The organism is Nonomuraea soli (assembly GCF_013761175.1).
Lineage (GTDB): Bacteria > Actinomycetota > Actinomycetes > Streptosporangiales > Streptosporangiaceae > Nonomuraea > Nonomuraea soli.
On sequence record NZ_JACDUR010000010.1, the window covers coordinates 184,228 to 210,856 of the forward strand.

The 26,629-nt window shown below is 66.7% G+C and carries 34 protein-coding genes; 32 read left to right on the plus strand and 2 right to left on the minus strand.

Annotated features, from left to right (window positions below; all coding sequences use genetic code 11):
• Nucleotides 1–9: 9 nt before the first annotated feature.
• A complete protein-coding gene (locus tag HNR30_RS42330) occupies nt 10–3,885 on the plus strand; it encodes a DNA-directed RNA polymerase subunit beta' (protein WP_181615857.1) in 3,876 nt (1,291 codons plus the stop codon).
• Between the two features lie 433 nt (nt 3,886–4,318).
• Complete coding sequence (locus tag HNR30_RS42335) at nt 4,319–5,305, plus strand: aldo/keto reductase (RefSeq protein ID WP_181615858.1); 987 nt, start codon at nt 4,319–4,321, stop codon at nt 5,303–5,305.
• Nucleotides 5,306–5,751: 446 nt separating this feature from the next.
• Here HNR30_RS42335 and HNR30_RS42340 read toward each other — a convergent pair whose 3' ends face one another.
• Nucleotides 5,752–6,546 (minus strand): class I SAM-dependent methyltransferase, encoded by a 795-nt coding sequence (locus HNR30_RS42340; protein ID WP_181615859.1) that lies wholly within the window; start codon nt 6,544–6,546, stop codon nt 5,752–5,754.
• A gap of 132 nt (nt 6,547–6,678) precedes the next feature.
• Here HNR30_RS42340 and HNR30_RS42345 point away from each other — a divergent pair, with 132 nt between their 5' ends.
• Nucleotides 6,679–7,317, plus strand: coding sequence for a TetR/AcrR family transcriptional regulator (locus tag HNR30_RS42345; protein WP_181615860.1), 639 nt, complete (start codon nt 6,679–6,681; stop codon nt 7,315–7,317).
• Between the two features lie 12 nt (nt 7,318–7,329).
• On the opposite strand, the gene HNR30_RS42350 is transcribed toward HNR30_RS42345, so the two are convergent.
• The gene (locus tag HNR30_RS42350) at nt 7,330–7,602 is read right to left on the minus strand and encodes a DUF1905 domain-containing protein (protein WP_181615861.1); all 273 of its coding nucleotides are present in this window, start codon (nt 7,600–7,602) and stop codon (nt 7,330–7,332) included.
• Between the two features lie 38 nt (nt 7,603–7,640).
• Here HNR30_RS42350 and HNR30_RS42355 point away from each other — a divergent pair, with 38 nt between their 5' ends.
• The 29 genes from HNR30_RS42355 to HNR30_RS42495 all read left to right on the plus strand — a co-directional run bounded on the left by HNR30_RS42355 (nt 7,641) and on the right by HNR30_RS42495 (nt 26,628).
• Nucleotides 7,641–8,618: a sigma-70 family RNA polymerase sigma factor gene (locus tag HNR30_RS42355; protein WP_181615862.1), complete on the plus strand. Its 978-nt coding sequence runs from the start codon at nt 7,641–7,643 to the stop codon at nt 8,616–8,618.
• A complete protein-coding gene (locus HNR30_RS42360; protein WP_181615863.1) occupies nt 8,615–9,418 on the plus strand; it encodes an endonuclease/exonuclease/phosphatase family protein in 804 nt (267 codons plus the stop codon). Before HNR30_RS42355 ends, HNR30_RS42360 begins: the two co-directional genes overlap by 4 nt.
• A gap of 449 nt (nt 9,419–9,867) precedes the next feature.
• Nucleotides 9,868–10,245: a 30S ribosomal protein S12 gene (rpsL, locus tag HNR30_RS42365; protein ID WP_181615864.1), complete on the plus strand. Its 378-nt coding sequence runs from the start codon at nt 9,868–9,870 to the stop codon at nt 10,243–10,245.
• Nucleotides 10,245–10,715, plus strand: a complete 471-nt coding sequence (gene rpsG / locus HNR30_RS42370) for a 30S ribosomal protein S7 (protein ID WP_181615865.1) — start codon at nt 10,245–10,247, stop codon at nt 10,713–10,715. The genes rpsL and rpsG overlap by 1 nt, the downstream gene beginning before the upstream one ends.
• A 36-nt stretch (nt 10,716–10,751) precedes the next feature.
• Nucleotides 10,752–12,851 (plus strand): elongation factor G, encoded by a 2,100-nt coding sequence (gene fusA / locus HNR30_RS42375; RefSeq protein ID WP_181615866.1) that lies wholly within the window; start codon nt 10,752–10,754, stop codon nt 12,849–12,851.
• A gap of 134 nt (nt 12,852–12,985) precedes the next feature.
• Complete coding sequence (tuf, locus tag HNR30_RS42380) at nt 12,986–14,179, plus strand: elongation factor Tu (protein WP_181615867.1); 1,194 nt, start codon at nt 12,986–12,988, stop codon at nt 14,177–14,179.
• Between the two features lie 270 nt (nt 14,180–14,449).
• Nucleotides 14,450–14,758 carry a 30S ribosomal protein S10 gene (gene rpsJ, locus HNR30_RS42385; protein WP_012887830.1) on the plus strand — a complete coding sequence of 103 codons (309 nt, stop codon included), beginning with the start codon at nt 14,450–14,452 and terminating at the stop codon, nt 14,756–14,758.
• Between the two features lie 13 nt (nt 14,759–14,771).
• Nucleotides 14,772–15,422, plus strand: a complete 651-nt coding sequence (rplC, locus tag HNR30_RS42390; protein ID WP_181615868.1) for a 50S ribosomal protein L3 — start codon at nt 14,772–14,774, stop codon at nt 15,420–15,422.
• Nucleotides 15,419–16,069, plus strand: a complete 651-nt coding sequence (rplD, locus tag HNR30_RS42395) for a 50S ribosomal protein L4 (RefSeq protein WP_181615869.1) — start codon at nt 15,419–15,421, stop codon at nt 16,067–16,069. The genes rplC and rplD overlap by 4 nt, the downstream gene beginning before the upstream one ends.
• Nucleotides 16,069–16,371, plus strand: coding sequence for a 50S ribosomal protein L23 (gene rplW, locus HNR30_RS42400; RefSeq protein WP_181615870.1), 303 nt, complete (start codon nt 16,069–16,071; stop codon nt 16,369–16,371). The genes rplD and rplW overlap by 1 nt, the downstream gene beginning before the upstream one ends.
• 240 nt (nt 16,372–16,611) lie before the next feature.
• On the plus strand, nt 16,612–17,448 hold the full coding sequence (rplB, locus tag HNR30_RS42405) for a 50S ribosomal protein L2 (protein WP_181615871.1): 837 nt from the start codon (nt 16,612–16,614) through the stop codon (nt 17,446–17,448).
• Nucleotides 17,449–17,459: 11 nt separating this feature from the next.
• The gene (rpsS, locus tag HNR30_RS42410; RefSeq protein ID WP_181615872.1) at nt 17,460–17,738 is read left to right on the plus strand and encodes a 30S ribosomal protein S19; all 279 of its coding nucleotides are present in this window, start codon (nt 17,460–17,462) and stop codon (nt 17,736–17,738) included.
• 22 nt (nt 17,739–17,760) lie between these two features.
• On the plus strand, nt 17,761–18,114 hold the full coding sequence (rplV, locus tag HNR30_RS42415) for a 50S ribosomal protein L22 (RefSeq protein WP_181615873.1): 354 nt from the start codon (nt 17,761–17,763) through the stop codon (nt 18,112–18,114).
• Nucleotides 18,114–18,950, plus strand: a complete 837-nt coding sequence (gene rpsC / locus HNR30_RS42420; RefSeq protein WP_181615874.1) for a 30S ribosomal protein S3 — start codon at nt 18,114–18,116, stop codon at nt 18,948–18,950. The genes rplV and rpsC overlap by 1 nt, the downstream gene beginning before the upstream one ends.
• Nucleotides 18,951–18,952: 2 nt before the next feature.
• Nucleotides 18,953–19,372, plus strand: coding sequence for a 50S ribosomal protein L16 (rplP, locus tag HNR30_RS42425; RefSeq protein ID WP_181615875.1), 420 nt, complete (start codon nt 18,953–18,955; stop codon nt 19,370–19,372).
• Nucleotides 19,372–19,611: a 50S ribosomal protein L29 gene (gene rpmC / locus HNR30_RS42430; RefSeq protein ID WP_181615876.1), complete on the plus strand. Its 240-nt coding sequence runs from the start codon at nt 19,372–19,374 to the stop codon at nt 19,609–19,611. Before rplP ends, rpmC begins: the two co-directional genes overlap by 1 nt.
• Nucleotides 19,604–19,879 carry a 30S ribosomal protein S17 gene (gene rpsQ / locus HNR30_RS42435; protein WP_181615877.1) on the plus strand — a complete coding sequence of 92 codons (276 nt, stop codon included), beginning with the start codon at nt 19,604–19,606 and terminating at the stop codon, nt 19,877–19,879. Before rpmC ends, rpsQ begins: the two co-directional genes overlap by 8 nt.
• A gap of 280 nt (nt 19,880–20,159) precedes the next feature.
• Entirely contained in the window at nt 20,160–20,531 is a 372-nt protein-coding gene (rplN, locus tag HNR30_RS42440; RefSeq protein WP_132617254.1) for a 50S ribosomal protein L14, read from the plus strand.
• Nucleotides 20,531–20,836 carry a 50S ribosomal protein L24 gene (gene rplX / locus HNR30_RS42445; protein WP_181615878.1) on the plus strand — a complete coding sequence of 102 codons (306 nt, stop codon included), beginning with the start codon at nt 20,531–20,533 and terminating at the stop codon, nt 20,834–20,836. Before rplN ends, rplX begins: the two co-directional genes overlap by 1 nt.
• Nucleotides 20,836–21,405 (plus strand): 50S ribosomal protein L5, encoded by a 570-nt coding sequence (gene rplE / locus HNR30_RS42450; protein WP_181615879.1) that lies wholly within the window; start codon nt 20,836–20,838, stop codon nt 21,403–21,405. The genes rplX and rplE overlap by 1 nt, the downstream gene beginning before the upstream one ends.
• Nucleotides 21,406–21,407: 2 nt before the next feature.
• Nucleotides 21,408–21,593 carry a type Z 30S ribosomal protein S14 gene (locus HNR30_RS42455; RefSeq protein ID WP_181615880.1) on the plus strand — a complete coding sequence of 62 codons (186 nt, stop codon included), beginning with the start codon at nt 21,408–21,410 and terminating at the stop codon, nt 21,591–21,593.
• Between the two features lie 206 nt (nt 21,594–21,799).
• Nucleotides 21,800–22,198: a 30S ribosomal protein S8 gene (rpsH, locus tag HNR30_RS42460; RefSeq protein ID WP_181615881.1), complete on the plus strand. Its 399-nt coding sequence runs from the start codon at nt 21,800–21,802 to the stop codon at nt 22,196–22,198.
• 18 nt (nt 22,199–22,216) lie between these two features.
• On the plus strand, nt 22,217–22,756 hold the full coding sequence (rplF, locus tag HNR30_RS42465; protein WP_181615882.1) for a 50S ribosomal protein L6: 540 nt from the start codon (nt 22,217–22,219) through the stop codon (nt 22,754–22,756).
• A gap of 2 nt (nt 22,757–22,758) precedes the next feature.
• On the plus strand, nt 22,759–23,142 hold the full coding sequence (rplR, locus tag HNR30_RS42470) for a 50S ribosomal protein L18 (protein WP_181615883.1): 384 nt from the start codon (nt 22,759–22,761) through the stop codon (nt 23,140–23,142).
• 25 nt (nt 23,143–23,167) lie between these two features.
• On the plus strand, nt 23,168–23,800 hold the full coding sequence (gene rpsE / locus HNR30_RS42475) for a 30S ribosomal protein S5 (protein WP_181615884.1): 633 nt from the start codon (nt 23,168–23,170) through the stop codon (nt 23,798–23,800).
• 2 nt (nt 23,801–23,802) lie between these two features.
• Nucleotides 23,803–23,985, plus strand: coding sequence for a 50S ribosomal protein L30 (gene rpmD / locus HNR30_RS42480; protein WP_181615885.1), 183 nt, complete (start codon nt 23,803–23,805; stop codon nt 23,983–23,985).
• Between the two features lie 2 nt (nt 23,986–23,987).
• Nucleotides 23,988–24,443: a 50S ribosomal protein L15 gene (gene rplO / locus HNR30_RS42485; protein WP_181615886.1), complete on the plus strand. Its 456-nt coding sequence runs from the start codon at nt 23,988–23,990 to the stop codon at nt 24,441–24,443.
• A 223-nt stretch (nt 24,444–24,666) separates the two neighbouring features.
• Nucleotides 24,667–25,977: a preprotein translocase subunit SecY gene (gene secY / locus HNR30_RS42490; protein WP_181615887.1), complete on the plus strand. Its 1,311-nt coding sequence runs from the start codon at nt 24,667–24,669 to the stop codon at nt 25,975–25,977.
• Nucleotides 25,978–26,628 (plus strand): adenylate kinase, encoded by a 651-nt coding sequence (locus HNR30_RS42495; protein ID WP_181615888.1) that lies wholly within the window; start codon nt 25,978–25,980, stop codon nt 26,626–26,628.
• The last annotated feature ends 1 nt before the right edge of the window (nt 26,629 follow it).

The window sequence follows — 26,629 nt, forward strand, 5'->3', positions numbered from 1 at the left end:
GGGAAACAAGTGCTCGACGTCAACTTCTTCGACGAGCTCCGCATTGGCCTCGCCACTGCCGACGACATCCGCCAGTGGTCGCACGGTGAGGTCAAGAAGCCGGAGACCATCAACTACCGGACTCTCAAGCCGGAAAAGGACGGGCTCTTCTGCGAGAAGATCTTCGGCCCGACCCGCGACTGGGAGTGCTACTGCGGTAAGTACAAGCGCGTCCGCTTCAAGGGCATCATCTGCGAGCGCTGCGGCGTCGAGGTCACTCGCGCCAAGGTGCGTCGTGAGCGGATGGGCCACATCGAGCTGGCCGCTCCTGTCACCCACATCTGGTACTTCAAGGGTGTGCCCTCGCGTCTGGGCTACCTGCTCGACCTGGCCCCGAAGGACCTCGAGAAGGTCATCTACTTCGCGGCCTACATGATCACGCACGTCGACAAGGACATGCGCGAGCGTGACCTGCCGTCGCTGGAGGCCAAGGTCTCCGTCGAGCGGCAGCACATCGAGCAGCGCCGTGACGCCGACGTCGAGGCGCGCCAGAAGAAGCTCGAGGCCGACCTGGCCGAGCTCGAGGCCTCCGGCGCCAAGGGCGACCAGCGTCGCAAGGTCCGTGAGGGCGCCGAGCGCGAGATGCGCCAGCTGCGCGACCGCGCCCAGCGCGAGCTCGACCGCCTCGAAGAGGTCTGGAGCCGCTTCAAGAACCTCAAGGTCCAGGACCTCGAGGGCGACGAGATGCTCTACCGCGAGATGCGCGACCGCTTCGGCCGCTACTTCAAGGGCGGCATGGGCGCTCAGGCGATCCAGGAGCGTCTGGTCAGCTTCGACCTCGACGCCGAGGCCGAGAACCTGCGCGAGACCATCCGCTCGGGCAAGGGCCAGAAGAAGGCCCGCGCGCTCAAGCGGCTCAAGGTCGTGTCGGCGTTCCTGAACACCACCAACACGCCCAACGGCATGGTGCTCGACTGCATCCCGGTCATCCCGCCGGACCTGCGCCCGATGGTGCAGCTCGACGGTGGCCGGTTCGCGACCTCCGACCTCAACGACCTCTACCGTCGTGTGATCAACCGGAACAACCGCCTCAAGCGTCTCCTTGACCTCGGCGCCCCCGAGATCATCGTGAACAACGAGAAGCGGATGCTCCAGGAGGCCGTCGACTCCCTGTTCGACAACGGCCGTCGTGGCCGCCCGGTGACGGGCCCCGGCAACCGGCCGCTGAAGTCCCTGAGCGACATGCTCAAGGGCAAGCAGGGCCGATTCCGTCAGAACCTGCTGGGCAAGCGAGTCGACTACTCCGGCCGTTCGGTCATCGTCGTCGGCCCGCAGCTCAAGCTGCACCAGTGCGGCCTGCCCAAGCAGATGGCGCTCGAGCTCTTCAAGCCCTTCGTCATGAAGCGGCTCGTGGACCTCAACCACGCGCAGAACATCAAGTCGGCCAAGCGCATGGTCGAGCGCGCCAAGCCGGTCGTGTGGGACGTCCTCGAAGAGGTCATCACCGAGCACCCCGTGCTGCTCAACCGCGCGCCCACGCTCCACCGTCTGGGCATCCAGGCGTTCGAGCCGCAGCTGGTCGAGGGCAAGGCCATCCAGATCCACCCGCTCGTCTGCACCGCCTTCAACGCGGACTTCGACGGCGACCAGATGGCCGTGCACCTGCCCCTGTCGGCTGAGGCCCAGGCCGAGGCACGCATCCTGATGCTCTCGACCAACAACATCCTCAAGCCGGCCGACGGCAAGCCCGTGACGATGCCCACCCAGGACATGGTCATCGGCCTGTACTGGCTGACCACGCAGAAGGACGGCGCAGCCGGCGAAGGCCGCGTCTTCGGCTCGGTGGCCGAGGCCCAGATGGCCTTCGACCGCCGCGAGCTGGAGATCCAGGCCAAGATCCAGATCCGGATGAAGGACGTCCTGCCGCCGCGCGAGTGGGTCGCTCCCGAGGGCTGGGAGCAGGGCGACCCGATCCGCCTGGAGACGACGTTCGGCCGCCTGCTGTTCAACGACACGCTCCCGGCGAGCTACCCGTACGTCAACTTCCAGATCGGCAAGAAGCAGCTCTCCGCGATCGTCAACGAGCTGGCCGAGACCTACCCCAAGATCGACGTGGCCACGGCGCTCGACGCGCTGAAGGACGCCGGGTTCCGCTGGGCGACCCGCTCCGGCGTCACCATCTCGATCGAGGACGTCGTGGCCCCGCCGAACAAGGCGGAGATCATGGAGAACTACGAGCGCCGGGCCGACAAGGTCCAGCGCGAGTACGAGCGCGGCCTGATCACCGACGACGAGCGCCGTCAGGAGCTCATCGAGATCTGGACCCACGCCACCGCGGACGTCGAGACCGACATGGTCAACGCGTTCCCGGCCACCAACCCCGTGTGGATGATGGTCAACTCCGGTGCGCGCGGTAACAAGATGCAGGTGCGTCAGATCGCCGGTATCCGTGGCCTGGTGTCCAACACCAAGGGTGAGACCATCCCGCGTCCGATCAAGGCCTCCTTCCGAGAGGGCCTGTCGGTGCTGGAGTACTTCATCTCCACCCACGGCCAGCGAAAGGGTCTGGCTGACACCGCTCTGCGTACGGCCGACTCGGGCTACCTGACCCGACGTCTGGTCGACGTGGCGCAGGACGTCATCGTGCGCGAGATCGACTGCGGCACCGACCGCGCCGTCCCGCTGCACGTCGGTGAGCGCGACTCGTCCGGCAACCTGGTCAAGGCGGAGAACGCCGAGTCCAACGTGCACGGCCGCATCCTCGCCGAGGACGTCGAAGTCGACGGCAAGCTCATCGCCCCCGTCGGCGTCGACATCAACGACATCCACGTCACCGCCCTCGTCGAGGCCGGCATCGAGACCGTGCGCACCCGCTCCGCGCTGGTGTGCGAGGCCAAGATCGGTGTCTGCGCGACCTGCTACGGCCGCTCGCTGGCCACCGGCAAGCTCGTCGACGTCGGCGAGGCGGTCGGCATCATCGCCGCCCAGTCGATCGGTGAGCCCGGCACCCAGCTGACGATGCGTACCTTCCACACCGGCGGTGTGGCCGGTGCCGACATCACCCACGGTCTGCCCCGTGTCCAGGAGCTCTTCGAAGCGCGTATCCCCAAGGGTGTCGCGCCCATCTCGGAGGCCTCCGGCCGCGTGCGGATCGACGAGACCGACAAGACCCGCAAGGTCGTCGTCACTCCCGACGACGGCTCCGACGAGGTCGCCTACCCGGTCTCGATGCGGTCGCGCCTGCTCGTGGGCGAAGGCCAGCGCGTCGACGTGGGCCAGCAGCTCATCGCCGGTGCGGTCAACCCCAACGAGGTGCTGCGCATCCTCGGCCCGCGTGCGGTCCAGCTGCACCTGGTCGCCGAGGTCCAGCAGGTGTACCGCTCGCAGGGTGTGTCGATCCACGACAAGCACATCGAGATCATCGTCCGCCAGATGCTCAAGCGCGTGAACGTGCTGGAGTCCGGCGACACCGACCTGCTGCCCGGTGAACTGGTCGAGCGTCCGCGCTTCGAGCAGATGAACCGCGAGACCGTCGCCGAGGGTGGCTCGCCCGCCTCCGGCCGTCCGGTCCTCATGGGCATCACCAAGGCGTCGCTGGCCACCGAGTCGTGGCTGTCGGCGGCCTCCTTCCAGGAGACGACCCGCGTCCTCACCGACGCGGCCATCCACGCCAAGTCGGACTCCCTGCTTGGCCTGAAGGAGAACGTCATCATCGGTAAGCTCATCCCGGCGGGAACGGGCATGCCCCAGTACCGCAATGTCCGGGTGGAGCCTACCGAGGAAGCCAAGGCCGCCATGTACACCGTCGGCGGTTACGACGGATCTGCGGCCGACTACACCTTCGGCACCGGGAGCGGCGAAGCCGTTCCGCTGGAGGAGTACGACTTCGGGCAGTACAACCGCTAACACATATTGGTCGGCTTCTGGCTGACCCCTGGGGAAGGCGCTCTCTTCGGAGGCGCCTTTTCTTTGGGCCTCGCGGGGTCGTGCGCCTTCGGCGCATCGTGCTCGGGCTGCGTCTAGTGGGGGTGGTCCTTCGGCCCACCCCCACGCCCCCGTGGTCGATGGCCTGGGGGCCATCGACAACCCGTCCGGGGTGCTCGGTGCTTCTCCCTTTCACGGCTTGGGCCTCGCTAGTTGGGCGCCTTCGGTGCAGCGTGCTTGGGCTGCGTGGTTTCACGAACGATTCTTGGGACCACGATTCGAATGAGTTCTGGCACCAGTCCACAAGGCGTCTGGTCTGGGCCCCGCGAAGGTGGCAAGGCTTGATCGCGTGAGTGCCCTACGCAGCCCTCGATTGGTACTTTGCGGAGGTGGGTTCCCTGTCTGGGAGGCAGCAGTGCACATCAGGACGTTGGGCAAGGGCTTGCAGGTGTCGGCCGTGGGTCTGGGCTGCATGGGAATGTCGCAGAGTTACGGCCCCAATCCAGGCAGCCGCGCGGACATGATCGGGGTGATCCGGTCTGCGGTGGAGGCAGGGGTGACCTTCTTCGACACCGCAGAGGTTTACGGGCCCTACGTCAACGAGGAACTCCTCGGTGAGGCCATCGGTCCGATCCGCGACCAGGTGCAGGTGGCCACCAAGTTCGGCTGGGACATCGCGGGCGGTAAGCCCGTCGGCTTGAACTCCCGGCCCGAGCAGATCGTCAAGGTGGCCGAGGCCAGCTTGCGGCGCCTGGGCGTGGAGGTGATCGACCTGTTCTATCAGCACCGGGTGGATCCGGACGTGCCGATCGAGGAGGTCGCCGGCGTGGTCGGCGAGTTGGTGCAGGCAGGCAAAGTGCGCTACTTCGGGCTGTCGGAAGTCGGTGCCGCCACTCTGCGCAAGGCTCATGCTGTGCATCCGGTCACCGCGGTGCAGTCGGAGTATTCCCTGTGGACGCGTGATCCCGAGCCTGAGGTGCTGCCCGCATGCGCGGAGCTGGGGGTCGGGTTCGTGCCGTTCAGCCCGCTGGGCAAGGGATTCTTGACCGGCTCGGTGAATGCGGAAGCATCCTTCGCCGACGGCGATATCCGGGCCACCATCCCGCGCTTCGATGCTGAGAATCTGACCGCCAACCAGGCCCTGGTGGATCACGTCCGCCGACTTGCCGAAGCCAAGGGGGCCACGCCGGGACAGCTCGCCCTGGCCTGGCTGCTGGCCCGGCAGCCGTGGATCGTCCCGATCCCGGGAACCCGCCGCGTCTCCCGTCTACGGGAGAATGCCGCCGCGACCACGGTCGGGCTGTCTGCTGACGAGCAGGCCGATCTGGATGCCCTGGCCGCCAGGGTGGGGGTGGCCGGTGATCGGTATGGCGAGGCGCACATGGGTCTCGTCGGACGTTGACCTGGGGCGGATCGGCATGGTCTTGTTCAGGATCAGCTCGTCGGCCAGCACATACCGGACCCATACTCGGCCATCGCGGCCTCCGCGCCCAGGGCGATGGGCAGGTGCGGCTTGCCGGACAACCTGGCTCCTGTGGTGCCTGAGGCCTTGGCAGGGGATGGAAGCAAGACGACTCGAAGGGCTCGGATCCCGCCACGCGATCGTCGTGCTGTCCGGCGTGCTCGGGGATTCGAGGCTGCCGCCGTTGACCCTCGGTCATGGAGGTGAAAGCTCTGGCATCGCGCGACGCGCACCCAGCGAGCGTTGATTGACACCGACACCAGTCAACTCGCGATGACGGACGGGCGGGCGGCAGAGGGGATGGGTGAGCTTGAGATAGTCGCCCTGGCTACATCCGAGCTCTCCGCTGATCTAGTGCAGGCCCTGGGTCACGCCTGACCAGCAGTTCACGAGAGCCGGGCCGTGAGTGCCTGTGTGGTGAACGGCAGCGTGAACCCGCCCCCGGCCGCGTCGATCGCGGTGCCGACGGCCGTCAGGACCTCGGCCAGTTGCCCGGATGTCAGCCGCGTCAGCCCGCCCGTGGTCGGCAGGAGGTCGAGCCACTCGTCCCGGGTGTACCAGCGCTCCCACTCCACCCCCCACACCTCCGGTTCGGCGAACGCGCCCGTGGTGCGCACGCCGTCCGCGAATCCGGCGAACATCTGCTGGTACAGCTGCTGCGCCGGGGCGCGGACGTCGGCGAAGGGTGCGTCCGGGACGACTCGGCGCAGCGCGTCGGTGAGGGCTCGCACGATCGGCTCCGGGGGGCCGTACACGTGGGCGAACAGGGCCAGCAGCCCTCCCGGGCGCAACACCGCGGCGGCTTTCGCGGGGCCCGCGACGGGGTCCACCCAGTGCCACGACTGCCCGGCGATCACCGCGTCGAAGGTGCGTCCGCCGGCCTGCCACGACTCGAACGTCGCGACTTCGACGTCGACTCCGGTACGGCGGGCGAAGGCGGCCATTCTGGTGTCGGGCTCGACTCCGAGCACTGTGCATCCGGCGGCGAGGAACTGGCGGGCTTCGATGCCGGTGCCGCAGCCGACGTCGACGATGTCGGGGCCTGGGCTGGCGGCGACGATCCGCTGGATCAGCGCCTCGGGGTAGGCGGGCCTGGCACGGTCGTAGCGTTCCGCGTCGGTGCCGAAGGATTCGGCGATCTGCCTGGCCGTGTGGGCGGGAGGAGGAGGAGGAGTGGGCATGTGCCCACTTTAGTGGGCGTCTGCCCACTCGCCAACGGGATAACGTTTCGCCTAGCGCGAAGGGTTCACCGGAAAGCCAGCGCGAAGGGTTCACGGGAAGCCAGCGCGAATATTCATGGGAAGGGACGTGCGGTGCCGACGGGAGTGGCTCTGCGGGATGTGCGGCAGCAGTTGTTCGAGGCCGCCGAGCGGGTGCTGCGCCGCGACGGGGCGAACGGGCTGACCAGCAGGGCCGTCACCGACGAGGCGGGTGTCGCCAAGGGCGTGCTGCACCGGCACTTCGCCGACTTCGACGACTTCCTGGCCGAGCTGGTGCTCGAGCGCATCGCCCGGCTCGACGCCCAGGGCGCCGAGCTGCGGGCGTCGGCCGGGAGCGGGTCGGTCGCCGGGCGCCTCACCGAGGCGCTGGACCGGCTGTTCGACCCGGTCACCGTGTCCGTCGTCGGCCTCGTCATCTTCCGCGACGGGCTGCGGGCCCGGCTGCGCAGGGCCGGGACCGCGCACGGCATCCCTGTGCTGACGCAGGCGGCGGGCATGGTCAGCGGCTATTTGAGGGACGAGTGCGAGATGGGACGCATCGCCGCCGACGCCGACGTCGACGCGCTCGCGCCCGCGCTCATCGGGGCCGCACACATGCTGTACGCCGCTCACATGCCCTACGCCGAGAGGGAGGCGGGCAGGGAGACGAGCAGGGAGGCCGCCCGGCCAGGAGAGCTGCGCAGGGTCGTCGACGCGGTCATCGCCGACGTCGTGCAGCGCCGCCTTCTCTGAACGGCACACCGCTCAGCTCAGCCGCTCCTGCAGGTGGAAGAGCACCTCCTCACCCGCGGACTCCTTGCCGATGAGCTTGCACAGCGCCTTCTTCACGGGAAGCCAGTGCGGCCCCTCCCCGGACGGCATGAGCGTGGCCGCGAACGGGTGCCCGTCGATGGTGCCGCTGACCTTGACGGCGCGGCGGGTCCCCAGGAGCTCGGCGGAGCCGGGCACGGTCACGAAGGTAGCGAAGGCGCCGTCCTTCTCGAGCGGCGCGGTAAAGGTGTAGTCGAGAGCAGTCATACCCCCATGACCGGCGAGCTGAGCGAGAATCGTCGCTTGTGAGCGAAGTTCTTCTGAAGAAGGCGCGAGAGGGCGACGACGACGCCTTCGCGCGCCTGGTGGGGCCGCTGCGGGGGGAGCTGCACGCGCACTGCTACCGCATGCTCGGCTCGCCGCACGACGCCGACGACGCGCTCCAGGAGGCGATGGTCAGAGCCTGGAAGGGCCTGCGCGGCTTCGAGGAACGCGGTTCGTTGCGGGCGTGGATGTACTCCGTGGCGACCAGGACGTGCATCGACGCCGTCAACGCCAGGGGCAGGCGGGCGCTGCCGGTGGATCTGGGCCCGGCGAGCGAGCAGGTGGTCGCCGACGCGGAGCCGCTGCAGGAGGTGCGCTGGCTGGAGCCGTACCCAGACGCGGGGTACGAGCGGCGGGAGACGGTCGAGCTGGCCTTCGTGGCGGCCCTGCAGCACCTGCCGGGCAACCAGCGGGCGGCGCTGCTGCTGTTCGAGGTGCTCGGATTCTCCGCGGCCGAGATCGCCGCGATGATGGAGACCTCGGTCACCTCGGTGAACTCGGCGTTGTCGAGAGCGCGGCGGCTGGTCGCCGACAGGGTGCCGGAGCCGAGCCAGCAGCGCACGTTGCGCAAGCTGGGCGACGGGCGGCTGCGCCGGATCGTCGAGCAGTACACCGCCGCGATGGAGGAGGGCGACGCCGGCAAGCTGGTCGCGTTGCTGACCGAGGACGTGACCTGGTCGATGCCGCCGCTGCCGAGCTGGTACACCGGCGTCGGGGCGGTCATGGACTTCGCGGTCCAGGTGCCGCTGACCTCGTGCGGGTCGTGGCGGATCGTGGAGGCGAGCGCGAACGGGCAGCCCGCCATGGCCGCCTACCTCCGGAGCGAGCGGGAGGAGCGGCACCTGCCCTGGTCGGTCACGGTGCTGACCCTGCGCGGCGACCGGATCGCGGCGCTGACGTCGTTCATCGGGATCGAGCACTTCCGCATGCTCGGCCTGCCGGTGATGATCGAGGAGTGACCATCGATCCCGCCCAGCCGTACGGGCCCCTCGTCCACACCACGGTCAGGCTCGTCACGTGGAACGTGTGGGGCGGGTTCACGGCGTGGCCGGAACGGTTCGAGGCGCTCAAGCGGGAGCTGGCGCGGTGCGAGCCCGACGTGATCGCCCTGCAGGAGTGGACGGACGGCGGGCAGGCGGGTGAGCTGGCCTCGCGGCTGGGGCTGGGACACGTCGCGCTGGCCAAGGGCGGCGACGAGGAGGCGCTCGCGTGCGCGGTCCTGTCGCGCTGGCCGGTGGTCGCACGAGAGACGTACGGCCTGGCGGGCGGCAGGACGCCGGGTACGGCGCTGCTGACGGAGATCGACGGGCCTCGCGGCACGCTCCAGGTGGCGAGCACGATCATCGGCTCGTTCCACCTGGCCGAGAGCGCGGTACGGCAGCAGCAGGTCAGGCAGCTCGTCGAGCAGGTCACGGCGGCGACGTCCAGGCAGCATCCGACGATCGTGTGCGGCGACTTCAACGCGCCGCCCGACAGCGACGAGATCCGGATGCTCACCGGCCGGGCGGCTCCGGCGGTCGAGCGGGTCGCCTTCTACGACGCATGGGAGGTGGCCGGCGACGGCGGCCCCGGGCACACGTGGAGCAACGCCAACCCGTGGGCGGCTCCCGGCCTGCTGCCCGACCGGCGCTTCGACTACGTCTTCAGCGCCTGGCCCAGGGCGGGTGGGGCGGGTCACCCCGTGCGGTGCGAGGTGATCGGCGCGCGGCCGCCGTACCCGTCGGACCACTTCGGGGTGCTGGCCGAGCTCAGGTACTAGAGCGACGTGGCCGGGGAGCGCCCGGTGTGCGCGTCGCCGCGTCTCATCCGTGCTGCGGAAAGGGTCGGAAGATGCCGGGAGAGCGGGTAAACTGGTCCAGGGTCTGATAGCGGTTAGGCGTCAACCGACCGCGGACCACGACACGGAGGTGCGGCCGTCCCGGCGGCGGCCGAGCAAACACGGCCGTTTTGACGTGCCGTGCTGGGCTGGGTAGCCTTGCTCTTCGTGCCCGTGGACTCATGGGCTCTCACGCGTGCAATCGATCAAGTGGTTGGTGCCGCGTGACGTCCCCCGGCGAAAGACCGCGCGGGGCGTGGCTCCGACAAGGAGCGACACGCCCGACCGCGTGGGTCGAAGCGGGGGAGAAAACAGCAGGTCATGACACCGGCAGTACCTGCGAAATGCACGACCTTTGACGTAGTACCGGCCAAGCACGAAATGGAGTGGCAGTGCCCACTATCCAGCAGTTGGTCCGAAAGGGCCGGCAGGACAAGGTCTCCAAGACCAAGACTCCTGCCCTGAAGGGGAGTCCGCAGCGCCGCGGCGTCTGCCAGCGCGTCTACACCACCACGCCCAAGAAGCCGAACTCGGCTCTGCGCAAGGTGGCCCGTGTTCGCCTCACCAACGGCATCGAGGTCACGGCTTACATCCCCGGTGTGGGTCACAACCTGCAGGAGCACTCGATCGTGCTCGTCCGTGGCGGTCGTGTGAAGGACCTGCCGGGTGTTCGTTACAAGATCATCCGCGGCACGCTCGACACCCAGGGTGTCAAGAACCGCAAGCAGGCTCGTTCCCGTTACGGCGCGAAGTTGGAGAAGAAGAAGTAATGCCTCGTAAGGGTTCTCCTGGCCGCCGCCAGCTCATGGCCGACCCGGTCTACAGCTCGCCGCTGGTCACCGCGCTGATCAACAAGGTCCTCCTCGACGGCAAGCGCTCCATCGCGCAGTCGATCGTCTACGGCGCCCTCGAGGGCTGCCGTGACAAGACCGGCAACGACCCGGTCGTCACGCTCAAGCGTGCGCTCGACAACGTCAAGCCGACCCTCGAGGTCCGCAGCCGCCGTGTCGGTGGCGCGACCTACCAGGTCCCGGTCGAGGTTCGCGCCTCCCGCAGCACCACTCTGGCGCTGCGCTGGCTGGTGCAGTACTCCCGGGCCCGCCGCGAGAAGACCATGACCGAGCGCCTCATGAACGAGCTCCTCGACGCCAGCAACGGCCTCGGGGCGAGCGTCAAGAAGCGCGAGGACACCCACAAGATGGCCGAGTCCAACAAGGCCTTCGCCCACTACCGCTGGTAACAGCGGTTACGACGAGACGACGAGGACGCGAGAGAAGTGGCCAGCACAGCTGCCCTTGACCTGGCCAAGGTCCGCAACATCGGGATCATGGCCCACATCGACGCGGGCAAGACCACCACGACCGAGCGCATCCTGTTCTACACCGGTATCAACTACAAGATCGGTGAGGTCCACGACGGCGCTGCCACGATGGACTGGATGGAGCAGGAGCAGGAGCGCGGCATCACGATCACGTCTGCCGCGACGACCTGTGAGTGGCTCGGCCACACCATCAACATCATCGACACCCCGGGCCACGTCGACTTCACCATCGAGGTGGAGCGTTCGCTCCGCGTCCTCGACGGCGCGGTCGCGGTGTTCGACGGTGTCGCGGGTGTTGAGCCGCAGTCCGAGACGGTGTGGCGTCAGGCCGACCGCTACGGCGTGCCGCGCATCTGCTTCGTGAACAAGATGGACCGGGTCGGCGCGGAGTTCCACCGCTGCGTCGACATGATGATCAGCCGCCTGGGTGCGACCCCGGCTGTCATCCAGCTTCCCTGGGGTGTTGAGGCCGGCTTCAAGGGCGTCATCGACCTGGTGAAGATGAAGGGTCTGCTCTGGCCGGAAGAGGCCGCCAAGGGCGAGATGTACGAGACCGTCGACATCCCGGCCGACCACGCCGACGCCGCTCGCGAGTGGCGCGACAAGCTGGTCGAGACCGTCGCGGAGAACGACGACGAGCTGATGGAGCTCTTCCTCGAGGGCAACGAGCCCACCGAGGAGCAGCTGGTCGCGGCCATCCGCCGCGCGACGCTGTCCAGCGCCATCAACCCGGTCCTCACCGGCACCGCGTTCAAGAACAAGGGCGTGCAGCCCCTGCTCGACGCGATCGTGGCCTACCTGCCCGCGCCCAGCGACATCCCCGCCTTCAAGGGACACGCTGTCGGCGACGAGAACGAGGTCATCGAGCGCCACGCGGACACCACGGAGCCCTTCTCCGCGCTCGCCTTCAAGATCATGAGCGACCCGCACCTGGGCCGTCTGACCTACATCCGCATCTACTCGGGCACGCTCGAGACCGGCACCGGGGTCGTCAACTCGGTGAAGGGCAAGAAGGAGCGGATCGGCAAGATCTACCAGATGCACGCGAACAAGCGCGAAGAGCGCCCGTCCGCGCACGCCGGTCAGATCGTCGCCGTCATGGGTCTGAAGGACACCACCACCGGTGACACCCTGTGCGACCCGTCCAACCAGGTCGTCCTCGAGTCGATGACGTTCCCGGCGCCGGTCATCAGCGTCGCGATCGAGCCGAAGACGAAGAGCGACCAGGAGAAGCTGTCGACCGCGATCCAGCGGCTGGCCGAGGAGGACCCGTCCTTCCAGGTCCGTCGTGACGAGGAGACCGGCCAGACCGTCATCCACGGTATGGGCGAGCTCCACCTGGAGATCCTCGTCGACCGCATGCGCCGCGAGTTCAAGGTCGAGGCCAACGTCGGTCGTCCGCAGGTCGCCTACCGCGAGACCATCCGCCGCAAGGTGGAGAAGGTCGACTACACCCACAAGAAGCAGACCGGTGGTTCCGGTCAGTTCGCGCGGGTCATCATCAACCTCGAACCTCTGGGCGACGGCAACGACGGCTACGAGTTCGAGAACAAGGTCTCGGGTGGCCGTGTCCCGAGGGAGTACATCCCCTCGGTCGACGCGGGCGCCCAGGAGGCTGCCGAGTTCGGCGTGCTGGCCGGTTACCCGATGGTGGGCGTGAAGGTGACGCTGACCGACGGTGCCGCGCACGACGTCGACTCCTCGGAAATGGCCTTCAAGATCGCCGGATCGATGGCCTTCAAGGAGGCCGCTCGTAAGGCGGACGCCGTCCTGCTGGAGCCGATGATGGCCGTCGAGGTCACCACGCCCGAGGACTACATGGGTGACGTCATCGGTGACCTCAACGGTCGCCGCGGGCAGATCCAGGCGATGGACGAGCGCGCAGGCGCCCGTGTCATCACGGCGCTCGTGCCGCTGTCTGAGATGTTCGGCTACGTGGGCGACCTGCGTAGCAAGACGCAGGGGCGCGCGAGCTACTCGATGCAGTTCGACTCCTACGCGGAAGTGCCCCCGGGCATCGGCAAGGAGATCGTCGCGAAGGCCCGGGGCGAATAGCTGCCGGTCCCTAGGTGGCCGGGCGTCAAACCCCCGGCCACCTGGTACGGCGCAAGCCGTACCGCTATAGGGGTTCGGGGCTTCCCGGGCCCGAGTCTGAAGTAAGTCAGTCAGATTCTCTAAGGAGAGAACCAGTGGGCAAGGCCAAGTTCGAGCGGACTAAGCCGCACGTGAACATCGGCACCATTGGGCACATCGACCACGGCAAGACCACTCTGACCGCGGCGATCACCCAGGTGCTGCACAAGCGCTTCCCCGACATCAACGAGGCGACTCCGTTCGACAAGATCGACAAGGCGCCCGAGGAGAAGGCTCGTGGCATCACGATCTCCATCGCGCACGTCGAGTACCAGACCGAGAAGCGCCACTACGCTCACGTGGACTGCCCCGGTCACGCCGACTACGTGAAGAACATGATCACCGGTGCGGCGCAGATGGACGGCGCCATCCTGGTGGTCGCCGCCACCGACGGCCCGATGCCGCAGACCAAGGAGCACGTGCTCCTGGCCCGCCAGGTCGGCGTTCCCTACATCGTCGTGGCTCTGAACAAGTCCGACATGGTGGACGACGAGGAGATCCTGGAGCTCGTCGAGCTCGAGGTCCGTGAGCTGCTCTCGGCTCAGGAGTTCCCCGGCGACGACCTGCCCGTGGTTCGCGTCTCCGCGCTCAAGGCGCTCGAGGGCGACACCAAGTGGGAAGACAGCATCATCGAGCTCATGACCGCTGTCGACGAGAGCGTGCCGGAGCCGGCCCGCGCCGTTGACAAGCCGTTCCTGATGCCGATCGAGGACGTCTTCTCGATCACCGGTCGTGGCACCGTCGTCACCGGCCGTATCGAGCGCGGTATCGTGAAGGTCAACGAGACCGTTGACATCATCGGTATCAAGGAGTCGAAGACCACCACCACCGTCACCGGTGTGGAGATGTTCCGCAAGCTGCTCGACGAGGGCCAGGCGGGCGACAACGTCGGTCTGCTCCTCCGTGGCATCAAGCGCGAGGACGTCGAGCGCGGCCAGTGCATCATCAAGCCGGGCACCACGACCCCGCACACCGAGTTCGACGCCCAGGTCTACATCCTGAGCAAGGACGAGGGCGGCCGTCACACGCCGTTCTTCAACAACTACCGTCCTCAGTTCTACTTCCGTACGACTGACGTGACCGGCGTTGTGAACCTGCCCGAGGGCACCGAGATGGTCATGCCCGGCGACAACACCGAGATGCGCGTTGAGCTGATCCAGCCCATCGCCATGGAGGAAGGCCTCAAGTTCGCCATCCGCGAGGGTGGCCGGACCGTCGGCGCCGGCAACGTCGTCAAGATCCTCAAGTAGGTGGGAAGCGGCCGGTTCCTCCGGGAGCCGGCCGCCTCTCTGTAGAAGGCTCCACTGAGCGCCGTGATCCAGCAGTTAGTTCGGTCACAGATTCCGAAGTAACTGCCGGATCACGGAATGAAACGGCAGATCGACAACGTCTGTCATGTGGGGTCACCCGGGAGAGAAAGTACTTGGCCCGAGCATCTGCTCACAGGCGGTAACCTCTCCCACGCGGCAACCTGCCGCTCGTTACTTTTTCAGACGACAGTGAAGGACACCGAGGCCACTATGGCGGGACAGAAGATCCGCATTCGGCTCAAGGCCTATGACCACGAGGTCATCGACAGCTCGGCCAAGAAGATCGTCGAGACTGTGACGCGGACTGGAGCGAAGGTCGCTGGCCCGGTGCCGCTGCCGACCGAGAAGAACGTGTACTGCGTCATCCGCTCGCCGCACAAGTACAAGGACAGCCGCGAGCACTTTGAGATGCGCACGCACAAGCGGCTGATTGACATCATCGACCCGACGCCCAAGACCGTCGACTCGCTCATGCGTCTCGACCTGCCGGCTGGCGTCGACATCTCGATCAAGCTCTGAGGGACACACTGACATGGCTAAGACGATCAAGGGCGTCCTGGGCAAGAAGCTCGGCATGACCCAGGTCTTCGACGCGGACAACCGGCTCGTTCCGGTCACCGTGGTCGAGGCCGGTCCGTGTGTGGTCACCCGCATCCGCTCCGCCGAGAAGGACGGCTACTCCGCCATCCAGCTCGGCTTCGGTCAGGTCGACCCCCGCAAGGTCAACAAGCCGCTCGGCGACTACCTGCGCAAGCACGACATCACGCCCCGCCGTTACTTCACGGAGATCCGCACCGACGACGCGGGCGACTACACCCTGGGCCAGGAGCTCCTGGCCGACACCTTCGAGGCTGGCCAGTACGTCGACGTGACTGGCAAGTCGAAGGGCAAGGGCTTCGCTGGTGTCATGAAGCGCCACGGTTTCGGTGGTCTGGGTGCCTCGCACGGTACCCAGCGCAAGCACCGCTCGCCGGGTTCCATCGGTGGCTGCGCCACCCCGGGCCGCGTTTTCAAGGGTCTGCGCATGGCTGGCCGGATGGGTAACGTCCGCACCACCGTGCAGAGCCTCAAGGTTCACGCCATCGACGCCGAGAAGGGCCTCATCCTGATCAAGGGTGCGATCCCCGGCGCGAACGGCAGCCTGGTTCTCGTCCGCACCGCTGCTAAGAAGGGGGCCAAGTGAGCACCATCGACGTCCTCGACGCCAGCGGCGCCAAGACCGGCTCCGTCGACCTTCCCGAGGACATCTTCGGCGCCAAGGTCAACGTCCCGCTGATCCACCAGGTCGTCGTGGCCCAGCTCGCCGCTCGCCGGCAGGGCACCCACAAGGCCAAGACCCGCGGTGAGGTCAGCGGTGGCGGCAAGAAGCCGTACCGCCAGAAGGGCACCGGTCGCGCCCGTCAGGGTTCGACCCGCGCGCCGCAGTTCACCGGCGGTGGCACCGTCCACGGTCCGGTTCCGCGCGACTACTCGCAGCGGACCCCCAAGAAGATGAAGGCCGCCGCTCTGCGTGGCGCGCTGTCGGACCGCGCGTCCGGCAACCGCGTGCACGTGGTGAGCAGCCTGGTCTCGGGTGACACGCCCAAGACCAAGGCGACTCTGGAGGCCCTGCGCAAGATCACCCAGGGCGCTCGCGTTCTCGTCGTCGTCGACGAGACCGACCAGCTGACCTGGCTGAGCCTGCGCAACGCTCCCGAGGTCCACCTGCTGGACGCCGGGCAGCTCAACACCTACGACGTGCTCTGCAGCGACGACGTGGTCTTCACGCAGGAGGCCTACGACCAGGTTGTGGCTCGCCTGAGCCAGGGCGCTGGGAAGGAAGACGCCTGATGGAGAAGATCGCGGACCCGCGCGACATCATCGTCAAGCCCGTGGTCTCCGAGAAGAGCTACGGTCTGATCGACGAGCACAACAAGTACACGTTCCTGGTGAAGAAGAACGCGAACAAGACCGCGATCAAGATCGCGATCGAGCAGATCTTCGAGGTCAAGGTCACCAGCGTGAACACGATCAACCGGCAGGGCAAGCGCAAGCGCACCCGCACCGGTTTCGGCAAGCGTCCCGACACCAAGCGCGCGATTGTGAGCCTGGCCGAGGGTGACCGCATCGACATCTTCGGTGCGGTCGGCTAAAGCCCTTCCGGGGCTGAATCGGGCCAGGGATCCTCGGATCCCCGGCCCATCCCTCCCGGCCCGACCGGGAGAGGCCTTCGCGGCCGCGACCAGCGGACGAGGAGGCGCGCTTGACCAGCGAACCCCTCCGGGGCCGCCCAGGTGGCTCCCGGCAGGGGTCGTGGCATGCGCACTGTAGTGAAAGAAGAGGCGAGGAGCCTCATGGCTCTGAGTCTCACCGACAAAGGATGAACGAAAAAGATGGGCATCCGTAAGTACAAGCCGACGACCCCGGGTCGCCGCGGCTCGAGTGTCTCGGACTTCTCCGAGATCACCCGCAGCACGCCCGAGAAGTCGCTGCTTGCTCCCCTTCACAGCAAGGGCGGCCGCAACGCTCACGGTCGAGTGACCGCTCGCCACCAGGGCGGCGGCCACAAGCGCGCCTACCGGATCATCGACTTCCGCAGGCATGACAAGGACGGCATCCCGGCCAAGGTCGCTCACATCGAGTATGACCCCAACCGCACCGCCAACATCGCTCTGCTGCACTACGCCGACGGCGAGAAGCGCTACATCATCGCGCCGACCGGCCTCAAGCAGGGTGACCGCATCGAGAACGGCCCCGGCGCTGACATCAAGCCGGGCAACTGCCTCCCGCTGCGCAACATCCCGACCGGTACCTTCATCCACGCGGTGGAGCTCCGTCCGGGTGGTGGCGCGAAGCTGGGCCGGTCCGCGGGCGCTCAGATCCAGCTGCTCGCGAAGGAAGGCCAGTACGCCACGCTGCGTATGCCCTCCGGCGAAATGCGCATGGTCGACGTCCGCTGCCGCGCTGCGGTCGGCCAGGTCGGCAACGCCGAGCAGGGCAACATCAACTGGGGTAAGGCCGGCCGTATGCGGTGGAAGGGCAAGCGCCCGACCGTCCGTGGTGTCGCGATGAACCCTGTGGACCACCCGCACGGTGGTGGTGAGGGTAAGACCTCCGGTGGTCGCCACCCGGTCAACCCGAAGGGTAAGCCCGAGGGCCGTACCCGCGCGGCGAACAAGGCCAGCGACAGGCTGATCATCCGCCGTCGTTCTAAGAGGAAGAAGCGGTAGGAGCAGCCAGTATGCCTCGTAGCCTTAAGAAGGGTCCCTTCGTGGACGGCCACCTTCAGAAGAAGGTCGACGTCCAGAACGAGAAGGGCACGAAGAACGTCATCAAGACGTGGTCGCGGCGCTCCATGATCGTGCCGTCCATGATCGGGCACACGATCGCCGTCCACGACGGCCGCAAGCACGTGCCGGTGTTCGTCACCGACTCGATGATCGGCCACAAGCTCGGCGAGTTCGCGCCGACGCGCACGTTCCGCAGCCACGTCAAGGAAGACCGCCGCAGCCGGCGGTAGCCAGCAGAAGTAGGAGAAAGCGATGGAAGCCAGGGCTCAGGCGCGGTTCGTCCGTGTCACGCCCCAGAAGGCCCGCCGTGTGGTGGACCTCATTCGCGGACTGCCCGCTTCGCAGGCGCAGGCCGTGCTGCAGTTCGCTCCGCAGTCCGCGAGCGAGTCGATCTACAAGGTGCTCAGCTCCGCCATGGCGAACGCCGAGCACAACTTCGACCTCGACCCGGCCACGCTCGTCGTGAGCCGCGCGTGGGTCGACGAGGGCCCGACGCTGAAGCGGTTCCGTCCGCGCGCCCAGGGTCGTGCCTACCGGATCAACAAGCGGACCAGCCACATCACTGTGATCGTGGAATCCCGCGAGCCGAAGGGAAGGACCCGATAGTGGGCCAGAAGGTTAACCCGCACGGGTTCCGCCTCGGCATCACGACCGACTTCAAGAGCCGGTGGTACGCCGACAAGCTCTACAAGTCGTACGTCGCAGAGGACGTTGCCATCCGCCGCATGCTCCAGAAGGGCATGGAGCGGGCCGGCATCTCCAAGGTCGAGATCGAGCGCACGACGGACCGCGTGCAGGTGGACATCCACACCGCGCGTCCCGGCATCGTCATCGGCCGCCGCGGCGCCGAGGCGGACCGTATCCGTGGCGACCTCGAGAAGCTGACCAAGAAGCAGGTCCAGCTGAACATCCTCGAGGTCAAGAACCCCGAGATCGACGCGCAGCTCGTCGCGCAGGGTGTCGCCGAGCAGCTGTCCAGCCGTGTCTCGTTCCGCCGCGCCATGCGCAAGGCGATGCAGTCCGCCATGAAGTCCGGCGCCAAGGGCATCCGTGTCCAGTGCTCCGGTCGTCTCGGCGGCGCTGAGATGTCCCGGTCGGAGTTTTACCGCGAGGGTCGCGTGCCGCTGCACACCCTTCGCGCGGACATCGACTACGGCTTCTACGAGGCCCGTACCACCTTCGGCCGCATCGGCGTGAAGGTGTGGATCTACAAGGGCGAGGCTCCGACCAGCCGCGCCGAGCGCGAGGCGGCTGCCGCCGGTGCTCGCGCCGGTCAGCGTCGCGAGCGCGACGACCGTCGTGGCGGTGGCGGTGGAGACCGTCCGCGTCGCGGTGGTGCCGGTCGTGGCGAGCGTCGCGGTGGCGGCGCGGGCCGCGCCCCCCGTTCCGAGGCTCAGGCCTCCGAGTCCCAGGCCGCTCAGCCGGTCGCTGAAGGGAGCTGACCATGCTGATCCCTCGCAGGGTCAAGCACCGCAAGCAGCACCGTCCTGACCGCAGCGGCGCTGCCAAGGGCGGCACCAGGGTCGTGTTCGGCGAGTTCGGCATTCAGGCTGTCGAGCACAGCTACGTGACGAACCGTCAGATCGAGTCCGCTCGTATCGCCATGACCCGTCACATCCGCCGTGGCGGAAAGGTCTGGATCAACATCTACCCGGACCGTCCGCTCACCAAGAAGCCGGCCGAGACCCGCATGGGTTCCGGTAAGGGTTCGCCGGAGTGGTGGATCGCCAACGTCAAGCCCGGTCGCGTGATGTTCGAGCTCAGCGGTGTCGCGGAGCCCGTGGCTCGTGAGGCTCTCAAGCGCGCGATCCACAAGCTCCCGATGAAGTGCAAGATCGTCAAGCGTGAAGTTGGGGAGGCGTGATGGCTAGGGGTCTGACCGCCGGCGATCTGCGTGAAGAGGACCAGGAGGGCCTGGTCCAGAAGCTGAAGGAAGCCAAGGAGGAGCTCTTCAACCTCCGCTTCCAGGCAGCCACCGGTCAGCTGGAGAGCCACGGGCGGCTCCGCGCTGTCCGCCGTGAGATCGCCCGAATCTACACCGTCATGCGTGAGCGCGAGCTCGGCATCATCCAGACGGTCGAGAAGGAGTCGAGCGATGTCTGAGGCTACCGAGACCACCCAGCGGAGCTACCGCAAGACCCGTGAGGGTCTGGTCGTCAGCGACAAGATGGACAAGACCGTGGTCGTGTCCGTCGAGGACCGCGTCAAGCACCCGCTGTACGGCAAGGTCATCCGCCGGACCAAGAAGTACAAGGCGCACGACGAGCAGAACGCCTGCGGCGTCGGCGACCGTGTCCTTCTGATGGAGACCCGTCCGATGTCGGCCACCAAGCGGTGGCGCGTCGTGGAGATCCTCGAGAAGGCCAAGTAGTACCTGGAGCCGGTGTGCTTGTGGTAATGAGCACACCGGCTCTGACGGTAAGCTGAGATTTCGCGCCTCCAGTGGGCTGTCGGCCCGGGAGGCGCGTTATCGCGCCTGCGTGGGGCTGTCTCCCATGGAGGCGTCCAAGGGCAGGGTTCTCGAGCCCGCCGCCTGCGGGGCGATCCGCTGTGCCGTAGGGCAGAGCAGGTTGTCGCCGTGGGACCAAGACCATGAAGTTCCGCAAGGCTCGCGCACGCGTGAGAACCGGCGGAGACCAACAGGAGTAGACGTGATCCAGCAGGAGTCGCGGCTCAAGGTCGCCGACAACACTGGTGCCAAGGAGATTCTTTGCATCCGTGTTCTCGGTGGCTCCGGCCGTCGCTACGCCGGCATCGGTGACATCATCGTCGCCACCGTCAAGGATGCCCTTCCCGGCTCGACCGGTGTGAAGAAGGGCGACGTCGTCAAGGCTGTCGTCGTTCGCACGACCAAGGAGCGCCGTCGTCCCGACGGTTCCTACATTCGCTTCGACGAGAACGCCGCCGTCATCATCAAGGACAGCGGCGACCCCCGTGGCACTCGCATCTTCGGCCCGGTCGGCCGCGAGCTGCGCGACAAGAAGTTCATGCGCATCATCTCGCTCGCTCCGGAGGTGCTGTGATGCCGAAGTCTCTGCACGTGAAGAAGGGTGACCTGGTTCAGGTCATCGCCGGCAAGGACAAGGGCGCCAAGGGCCGTGTCATCGCCGTTCACCTCGCCGCCGAGCGCGTCGTGGTCGAGGGCGTCAACATGGTGACCAAGCACCAGAAGGAGAACTTCCAGGGCCCGCGCGGCGCCAAGAGCGGCGGTGTGCAGCGCATGGAGGCTCCGATTCACGTGAGCAACGTGAAGAAGGCCAAGGACGACAAGCCTGCCGACAAGAAGGCCGACAAGCCGGCCAAGGAGTCGGAGGGTGAGGACAAGTAATGACTGAGACGACTGTCGAGCGTCCCACCCCTCGCCTGAAGACGAAGTACCGCGAGGAGATCATCGCCAAGCTCCGCGAGGAGTTCGGCATCGAGAACGTCATGCTGGTGCCCGGCCTGACCAAGATCAAGGTCAACATGGGTGTCGGCGAGGCCGCTCGCGACTCCAAGCTGATCGAGGGCGCCGTGCGCGACCTCACCGTGATCACCGGCCAGAAGCCCGCCGTGGTCCGCGCCCGCAAGTCCATCGCGCAGTTCAAGCTGCGTGAGGGCATGCCGATCGGCGCCCACGTCACCCTGCGTGGCGACCGCATGTGGGAGTTCCTGGACCGGCTGCTGTCGCTGGCGCTGCCGCGTATCCGTGACTTCCGTGGTCTGTCGCCCAAGCAGTTCGACGGCAACGGGAACTACACCTTCGGTCTGACCGAGCAGGTCATGTTCCACGAGGTCGACCAGGACAAGGTCGACCGGCCCCGCGGTATGGACATCACTCTGGTGACCACCGCGAAGACCGACGACCAGGGCCGGGCGCTGCTCAAGCACCTCGGGTTCCCGTTCAAGGAGGCCTGATCATGGCTAAGACGTCCCTGAAGGTGAAGGCCGCGCGCAAGGCGAAGTTCTCCGTGCGCGCCTACACCCGGTGCTCGCGCTGCGGCCGTCCGCGCGCCGTCTACAAGAAGTTCGGCCTGTGCCGCGTGTGCTTCCGTGAGATGGCGCACCGCGGCGAGCTGCCGGGCATCACCAAGTCCAGCTGGTAACAGCTCGCATGTCCCGGCACCTGCGAAGGTGCCGGGTCCATATGCCTGTCGCGGCACTCGGCCCGCCGAGTGTCGCGCTCCCTCGCGGGGGACGGGCGAAGGTAAGTATCCATGGCGGTCCGCCAGGACCGCATGACCACGCTGTAGGTCCACCGGCAGAGCTCTGCTCGGCCGACTGGAAACCGCGGCGAGGAAGGCCGTTGGCCATGACGATGACCGACCCGATCGCAGACATGTTGACACGTCTGCGCAACGCGAATTCGGCATACCACGACTCCGTGACGATGCCGTATTCGAAGATCAAGGCGCACATCGCCGAGATCCTCCAGCAGGAGGGCTACATCCAGTCTTGGACCGTTGAGGAGGCCAAGCCTGCGAGGCAGCTCGTCGTGGAGCTCAAGTTCGGGCCGAGCCGTGAGCGTTCGCTTGCGGGGCTGCGCCGGGTTTCCAAGCCCGGGCTGCGTGTTTACGCGAAGAAGGACAACCTGCCTCGAGTCCTGGGCGGGCTGGGCGTCGCGATCATCTCGACGTCCGCCGGTCTCATGACCGACAAGCAGGCCGGCAAGCGTGGCGTGGGCGGCGAAGTCCTCGCCTACGTCTGGTAACGAGGGGAGGTACTTAGCATGTCGCGAATCGGACGACTGCCGATCCCCGTGCCAGGCGGCGTCGAGGTGAAGATCGACGGCCAGAGTGTCGAGGTGAAGGGTCCCAAGGGCACCCTGAACCACACGGTGGCCGACCCGATCACGGTGGCGCTGGAGGACGGCTCTGTGACCGTCTCCCGCCCGACTGACGAGAACAAGGTCCGCGCTCTGCACGGCCTGTCTCGCACGCTGATCGCCAATATGGTGCAGGGCGTCACGCAGGGTTACACCAAGACGCTCGAGATCGTCGGTGTCGGTTACCGCGTCGCGGCCAAGGGCCCGACGCAGCTGGAGTTCGCTCTCGGTTTCAGCCACCCGGTGATCGTCGATGCCCCTGAGGGGATCACCTTCCGCGTGGAGAAGCCGACGCTCTTCCACGTCGATGGCATCGACAAGCAGAAGGTCGGCGAGATCGCCGCGAACATCCGCAAGATCCGCAAGCCCGACCCCTACAAGGGCAAGGGTGTGCGGTACCAGGGTGAGCAGATCCGCCGCAAGGTCGGAAAGGCTGGTAAGTAACGATGGCTGGCAAGATCGCACACGGCAGGCACACCGCTGCTCGCGCCGTCTCGCGGGCCCGTCGCCACAGCCGGATCCGCAAGAAGGTCTTCGGTACGGCGGAGCGTCCGCGTCTCGTCGTCAACCGCTCGACCCGTCACATGTTCGTCCAGATCGTCGACGACAACGCCGGCCACACGCTGGTGAGCGCCTCCACCATGGACGCCTCCCTGCGCACGGTCGAGGGTGACAAGACGGCGAAGGCCAAGAAGGTCGGCGAGCTTCTCGCTCAGCGGGCCAAGGAAGCCGGTATCTCCGCGGTCGTCTTCGACCGTGGCGGAAACCGGTACGCCGGCCGCATCGCGGCCCTGGCGGACAGCGCCCGCGAAGGTGGGCTCGAGTTCTAATGGCTACTGAGATGAGGAACCACTGATGGCTGCAGCTCCGCGTCGCGGTGGCGGCACCGGTGGCGAGCGGCGGGACCGTCGTGACGACCGCCGCGGCGGCGCCGCCGACAAGGGCGTCTCGTACATCGAGCGCGTAGTTAAGATCAACCGAGTGGCCAAGGTCGTGAAGGGTGGTCGTCGCTTCAGCTTCACCGCCCTGGTCGTCGTCGGTGACGGCAACGGCATGGTCGGCGTCGGCTACGGCAAGGCCAAGGAAGTTCCCGCGGCCATCGCCAAGGGCGTCGAAGAGGCCAAGAAGCACTTCTTCCGCGTGCCCCGCATCCAGGGCACCATCCCGCACACCGTGCAGGGTGAGGAGGCGGCCGGCGTGGTGTTCCTGCGCCCGGCGTCGCCCGGTACCGGTGTCATCGCCGGTGGTCCGGTCCGCGCCGTCCTGGAGTGCGCCGGCATTCACGACGTGCTGTCGAAGTCGCTCGGCTCCGACAACCCGATCAACATCGTCCACGCCACCGTGGCCGCGCTCAAGGGTCTGTCGACCCCTGAGGCCATCGCTGCCCGCCGTGGTCTGGCGATCGAGGACGTCGCCCCCAAGGCCATGCTCAAGGCTCGCGCCGACGGTCTGGCCGAGGCTGCTGCGGCGGCTAAGGCGGTGAGCTAGTCATGGGTCGCCTGAAGATCACTCAGGTTCGTTCGAAGATCGGTGGCAAGCAGGACCAGCGTGACTCGCTGCGTTCGCTTGGCCTGAAGCGAATCGGCGACGTCGTGGTCAAGGAGGACCGCCCGGAGATCCGCGGCATGGTCCACAAGGTCACGCACCTCGTCGACGTGGAAGAGGTCGACTAGTCATGACTGACAAGGCTCCGCTCAAGATTCACGACCTCCGTCCCGCCCCGGGCGCCAACAAGGCCAAGATCCGCAAGGGTCGCGGCGAGGCGTCCAAGGGTAAGACGGCCGGTCGCGGCACCAAGGGCACGCACGCCCGCAACACGGTCCACCTCGGTTTCGAGGGTGGCCAGGTGCCGCTGCAGCGCCGCCTGCCGAAGCTCAAGGGCTTCAGCAACGCGCTGTTCAAGACGACCTACCAGGTCGTCAACCTCGACAAGCTCGGCGAGCTGTTCCCCCAGGGTGGCGACGTCACCGTGGAGACGCTGATCGCCAAGGGTGCCGTGCGCAAGAACCAGCCGGTCAAGGTCCTTGGCACCGGCGAGATCTCGGTCGCTGTGAACGTGACGGCTCACGCCTTCTCGTCCTCGGCGAAGGAGAAGATCGCTGCTGCCGGTGGTTCCGCCACCGAGCTGTAACAGCAGCCACGGGAACCGTGGGCGCCGGGCGCGTGCGCGCGCATCGGCCCACGTTTCCCATTGGTTACGAGGCGCGGGGGTTCTGCAATGGGCTCCCGCGCCCGTAGTGCGTTAGAGTTCGCCGAGACGGCATTACTGCCGTCTTGTCTGACCCGAGAAATCAGATGGCAGATCCCCGCACCATCGCAGACCCATATCGCCTTCCAGGCGCGCAGGAGGGACCGTGCTGACCGCGTTTACCCGGGCGTTCCGGACGCCGGACCTGCGCAAGAAGTTGCTCTTCACTTTGGGCATCATCGCGCTGTTCCGCTTCGGCTCGGTTCTCCCGACTCCGGGTGTTGACGTCAACAACATCAGAGAGTGTTACGCCATCGCGCGTGAAAGCTCCGCTAGCAACATCTATGGGATGGTGCAGCTCTTCAGCGGCGGCGCTCTCCTGAAGCTGTCGGTGTTCGCGCTGGGCATCATGCCGTACATCACGGCAAGCATCATTCTGCAACTGCTCGTGGTCGTGATCCCCCGACTCGAGGCCCTCAAGAAGGAGGGCCAGGCCGGTCAGACGAAGATCACGCAGTACACCCGTTACCTCACCATCGGTCTCGCGGTGCTGCAGTCGACCGCCTTCATCGCCCTGGCCCGCAGCGGCCAGCTGTTCCAGGGCTGCAACCTCGACGTGCTGCTCAACCCCGACGACGTCTTCCAGATCATCACCATGGTCGTCATCATGACGGCCGGCACCTCGGTCATCATGTGGCTGGGTGAGCTGATCACGGACCGCGGCGTCGGCAACGGCATGTCCATCCTGATCTTCACCCAGGTCGTGGCGGTCTTCCCGTCCGAGCTGGCCAGCATCTTCCAGCAGAGCCCGTTCACCTTCACGGCGGTTCTGATCGTCGGCATCTTCATGATCGCCGCGGTCGTCTTCGTCGAGCAGGCGCAGCGGCGCATCCCGGTGCAGTACGCCAAGCGCATGGTGGGCCGCCGGATGTACGGAGGCACCTCCACCTACATCCCGCTGAAGGTCAACCAGGCCGGCATCATCCCGGTCATCTTCGCCTCGTCGCTGCTCTACCTCCCGCAGCTGCTGACCTCGCTGTTCGCCAACACGGAAGACCCCAACCCGGTCATCCAGTGGATCGCGACCAACCTGGCCACCGGCACGGGTCCGTGGTACATGGGCATCTTCTTCGCGCTGATCATCTTCTTCACCTACTTCTACGTCTCCATCACCTTCAACCCCGTTGAAGTCGCCGACAACATGAAGAAGTACGGTGGGTTCATCCCGGGCATCCGTCCGGGCCGGCCGACAGCCGAATATCTGGGCTTCGTGCTCAACCGCCTGACCGCTCCCGGGTCGCTTTACCTGGGTCTGATCTCCATGGTCCCGATCATCGCGCTGTCGATCGCAGGCGCGAGCCAGAACTTCCCGTTCGGAGGGACGAGCATTCTGATCATGGTCGGCGTTGGACTTGACACCGTGAAGCAGATCGAAAGCCAGCTCCAGCAGCGCAACTACGAAGGTTTCCTGCGGTAGATGCGTCTGGTTCTGGTTGGGCCCCCCGGAGCGGGTAAGGGGACGCAGGCCCAGTACATCGCATCGAATCTGTCGATCCCGAAAATCTCGACAGGTGACATCTTCCGTGCCAACGTCTCGGGCGGCACGGAGCTCGGCAAGCTTGCCAAGTCCTACATGGACAAGGGCGACCTGGTGCCCGACGAGGTCACCGTCGCCATGGTCCGTGACCGGCTGTCCGAGGACGACGCGCAGGACGGTTTCCTGCTCGACGGCTTCCCACGGAACGTGCCGCAGGCCGAGGTCCTGAAGAAGATGCTCGAGGAATGGGGTCGTCCGCTCGACATCGTCCTCAACCTGATCGTCGACGACGAGGAGGTCGTGCGCCGGCTCGCCGGTCGCCGCACCTGCAGCCAGTGCGGTCGCATCTGGCACGTCGAGTTCGACGACAAGAAGGACGACAAGTGCGACGCGTGCGGGGGCCAGCTCTTCCAGCGCGACGACGACAAGGAGGAGACCGTCAGGCACCGCCTGGAGGTCTACCAGGAGCAGACCGCTCCTCTCATCGAGTTCTACGCCGATGAGGGCATCCTGGTCGGGGTCGACGCGACCGGGCCGGTGGAGGAGATCACCCGCCGCGCCATGGACGCGCTGAGGCCCTTCCAGGACTGAC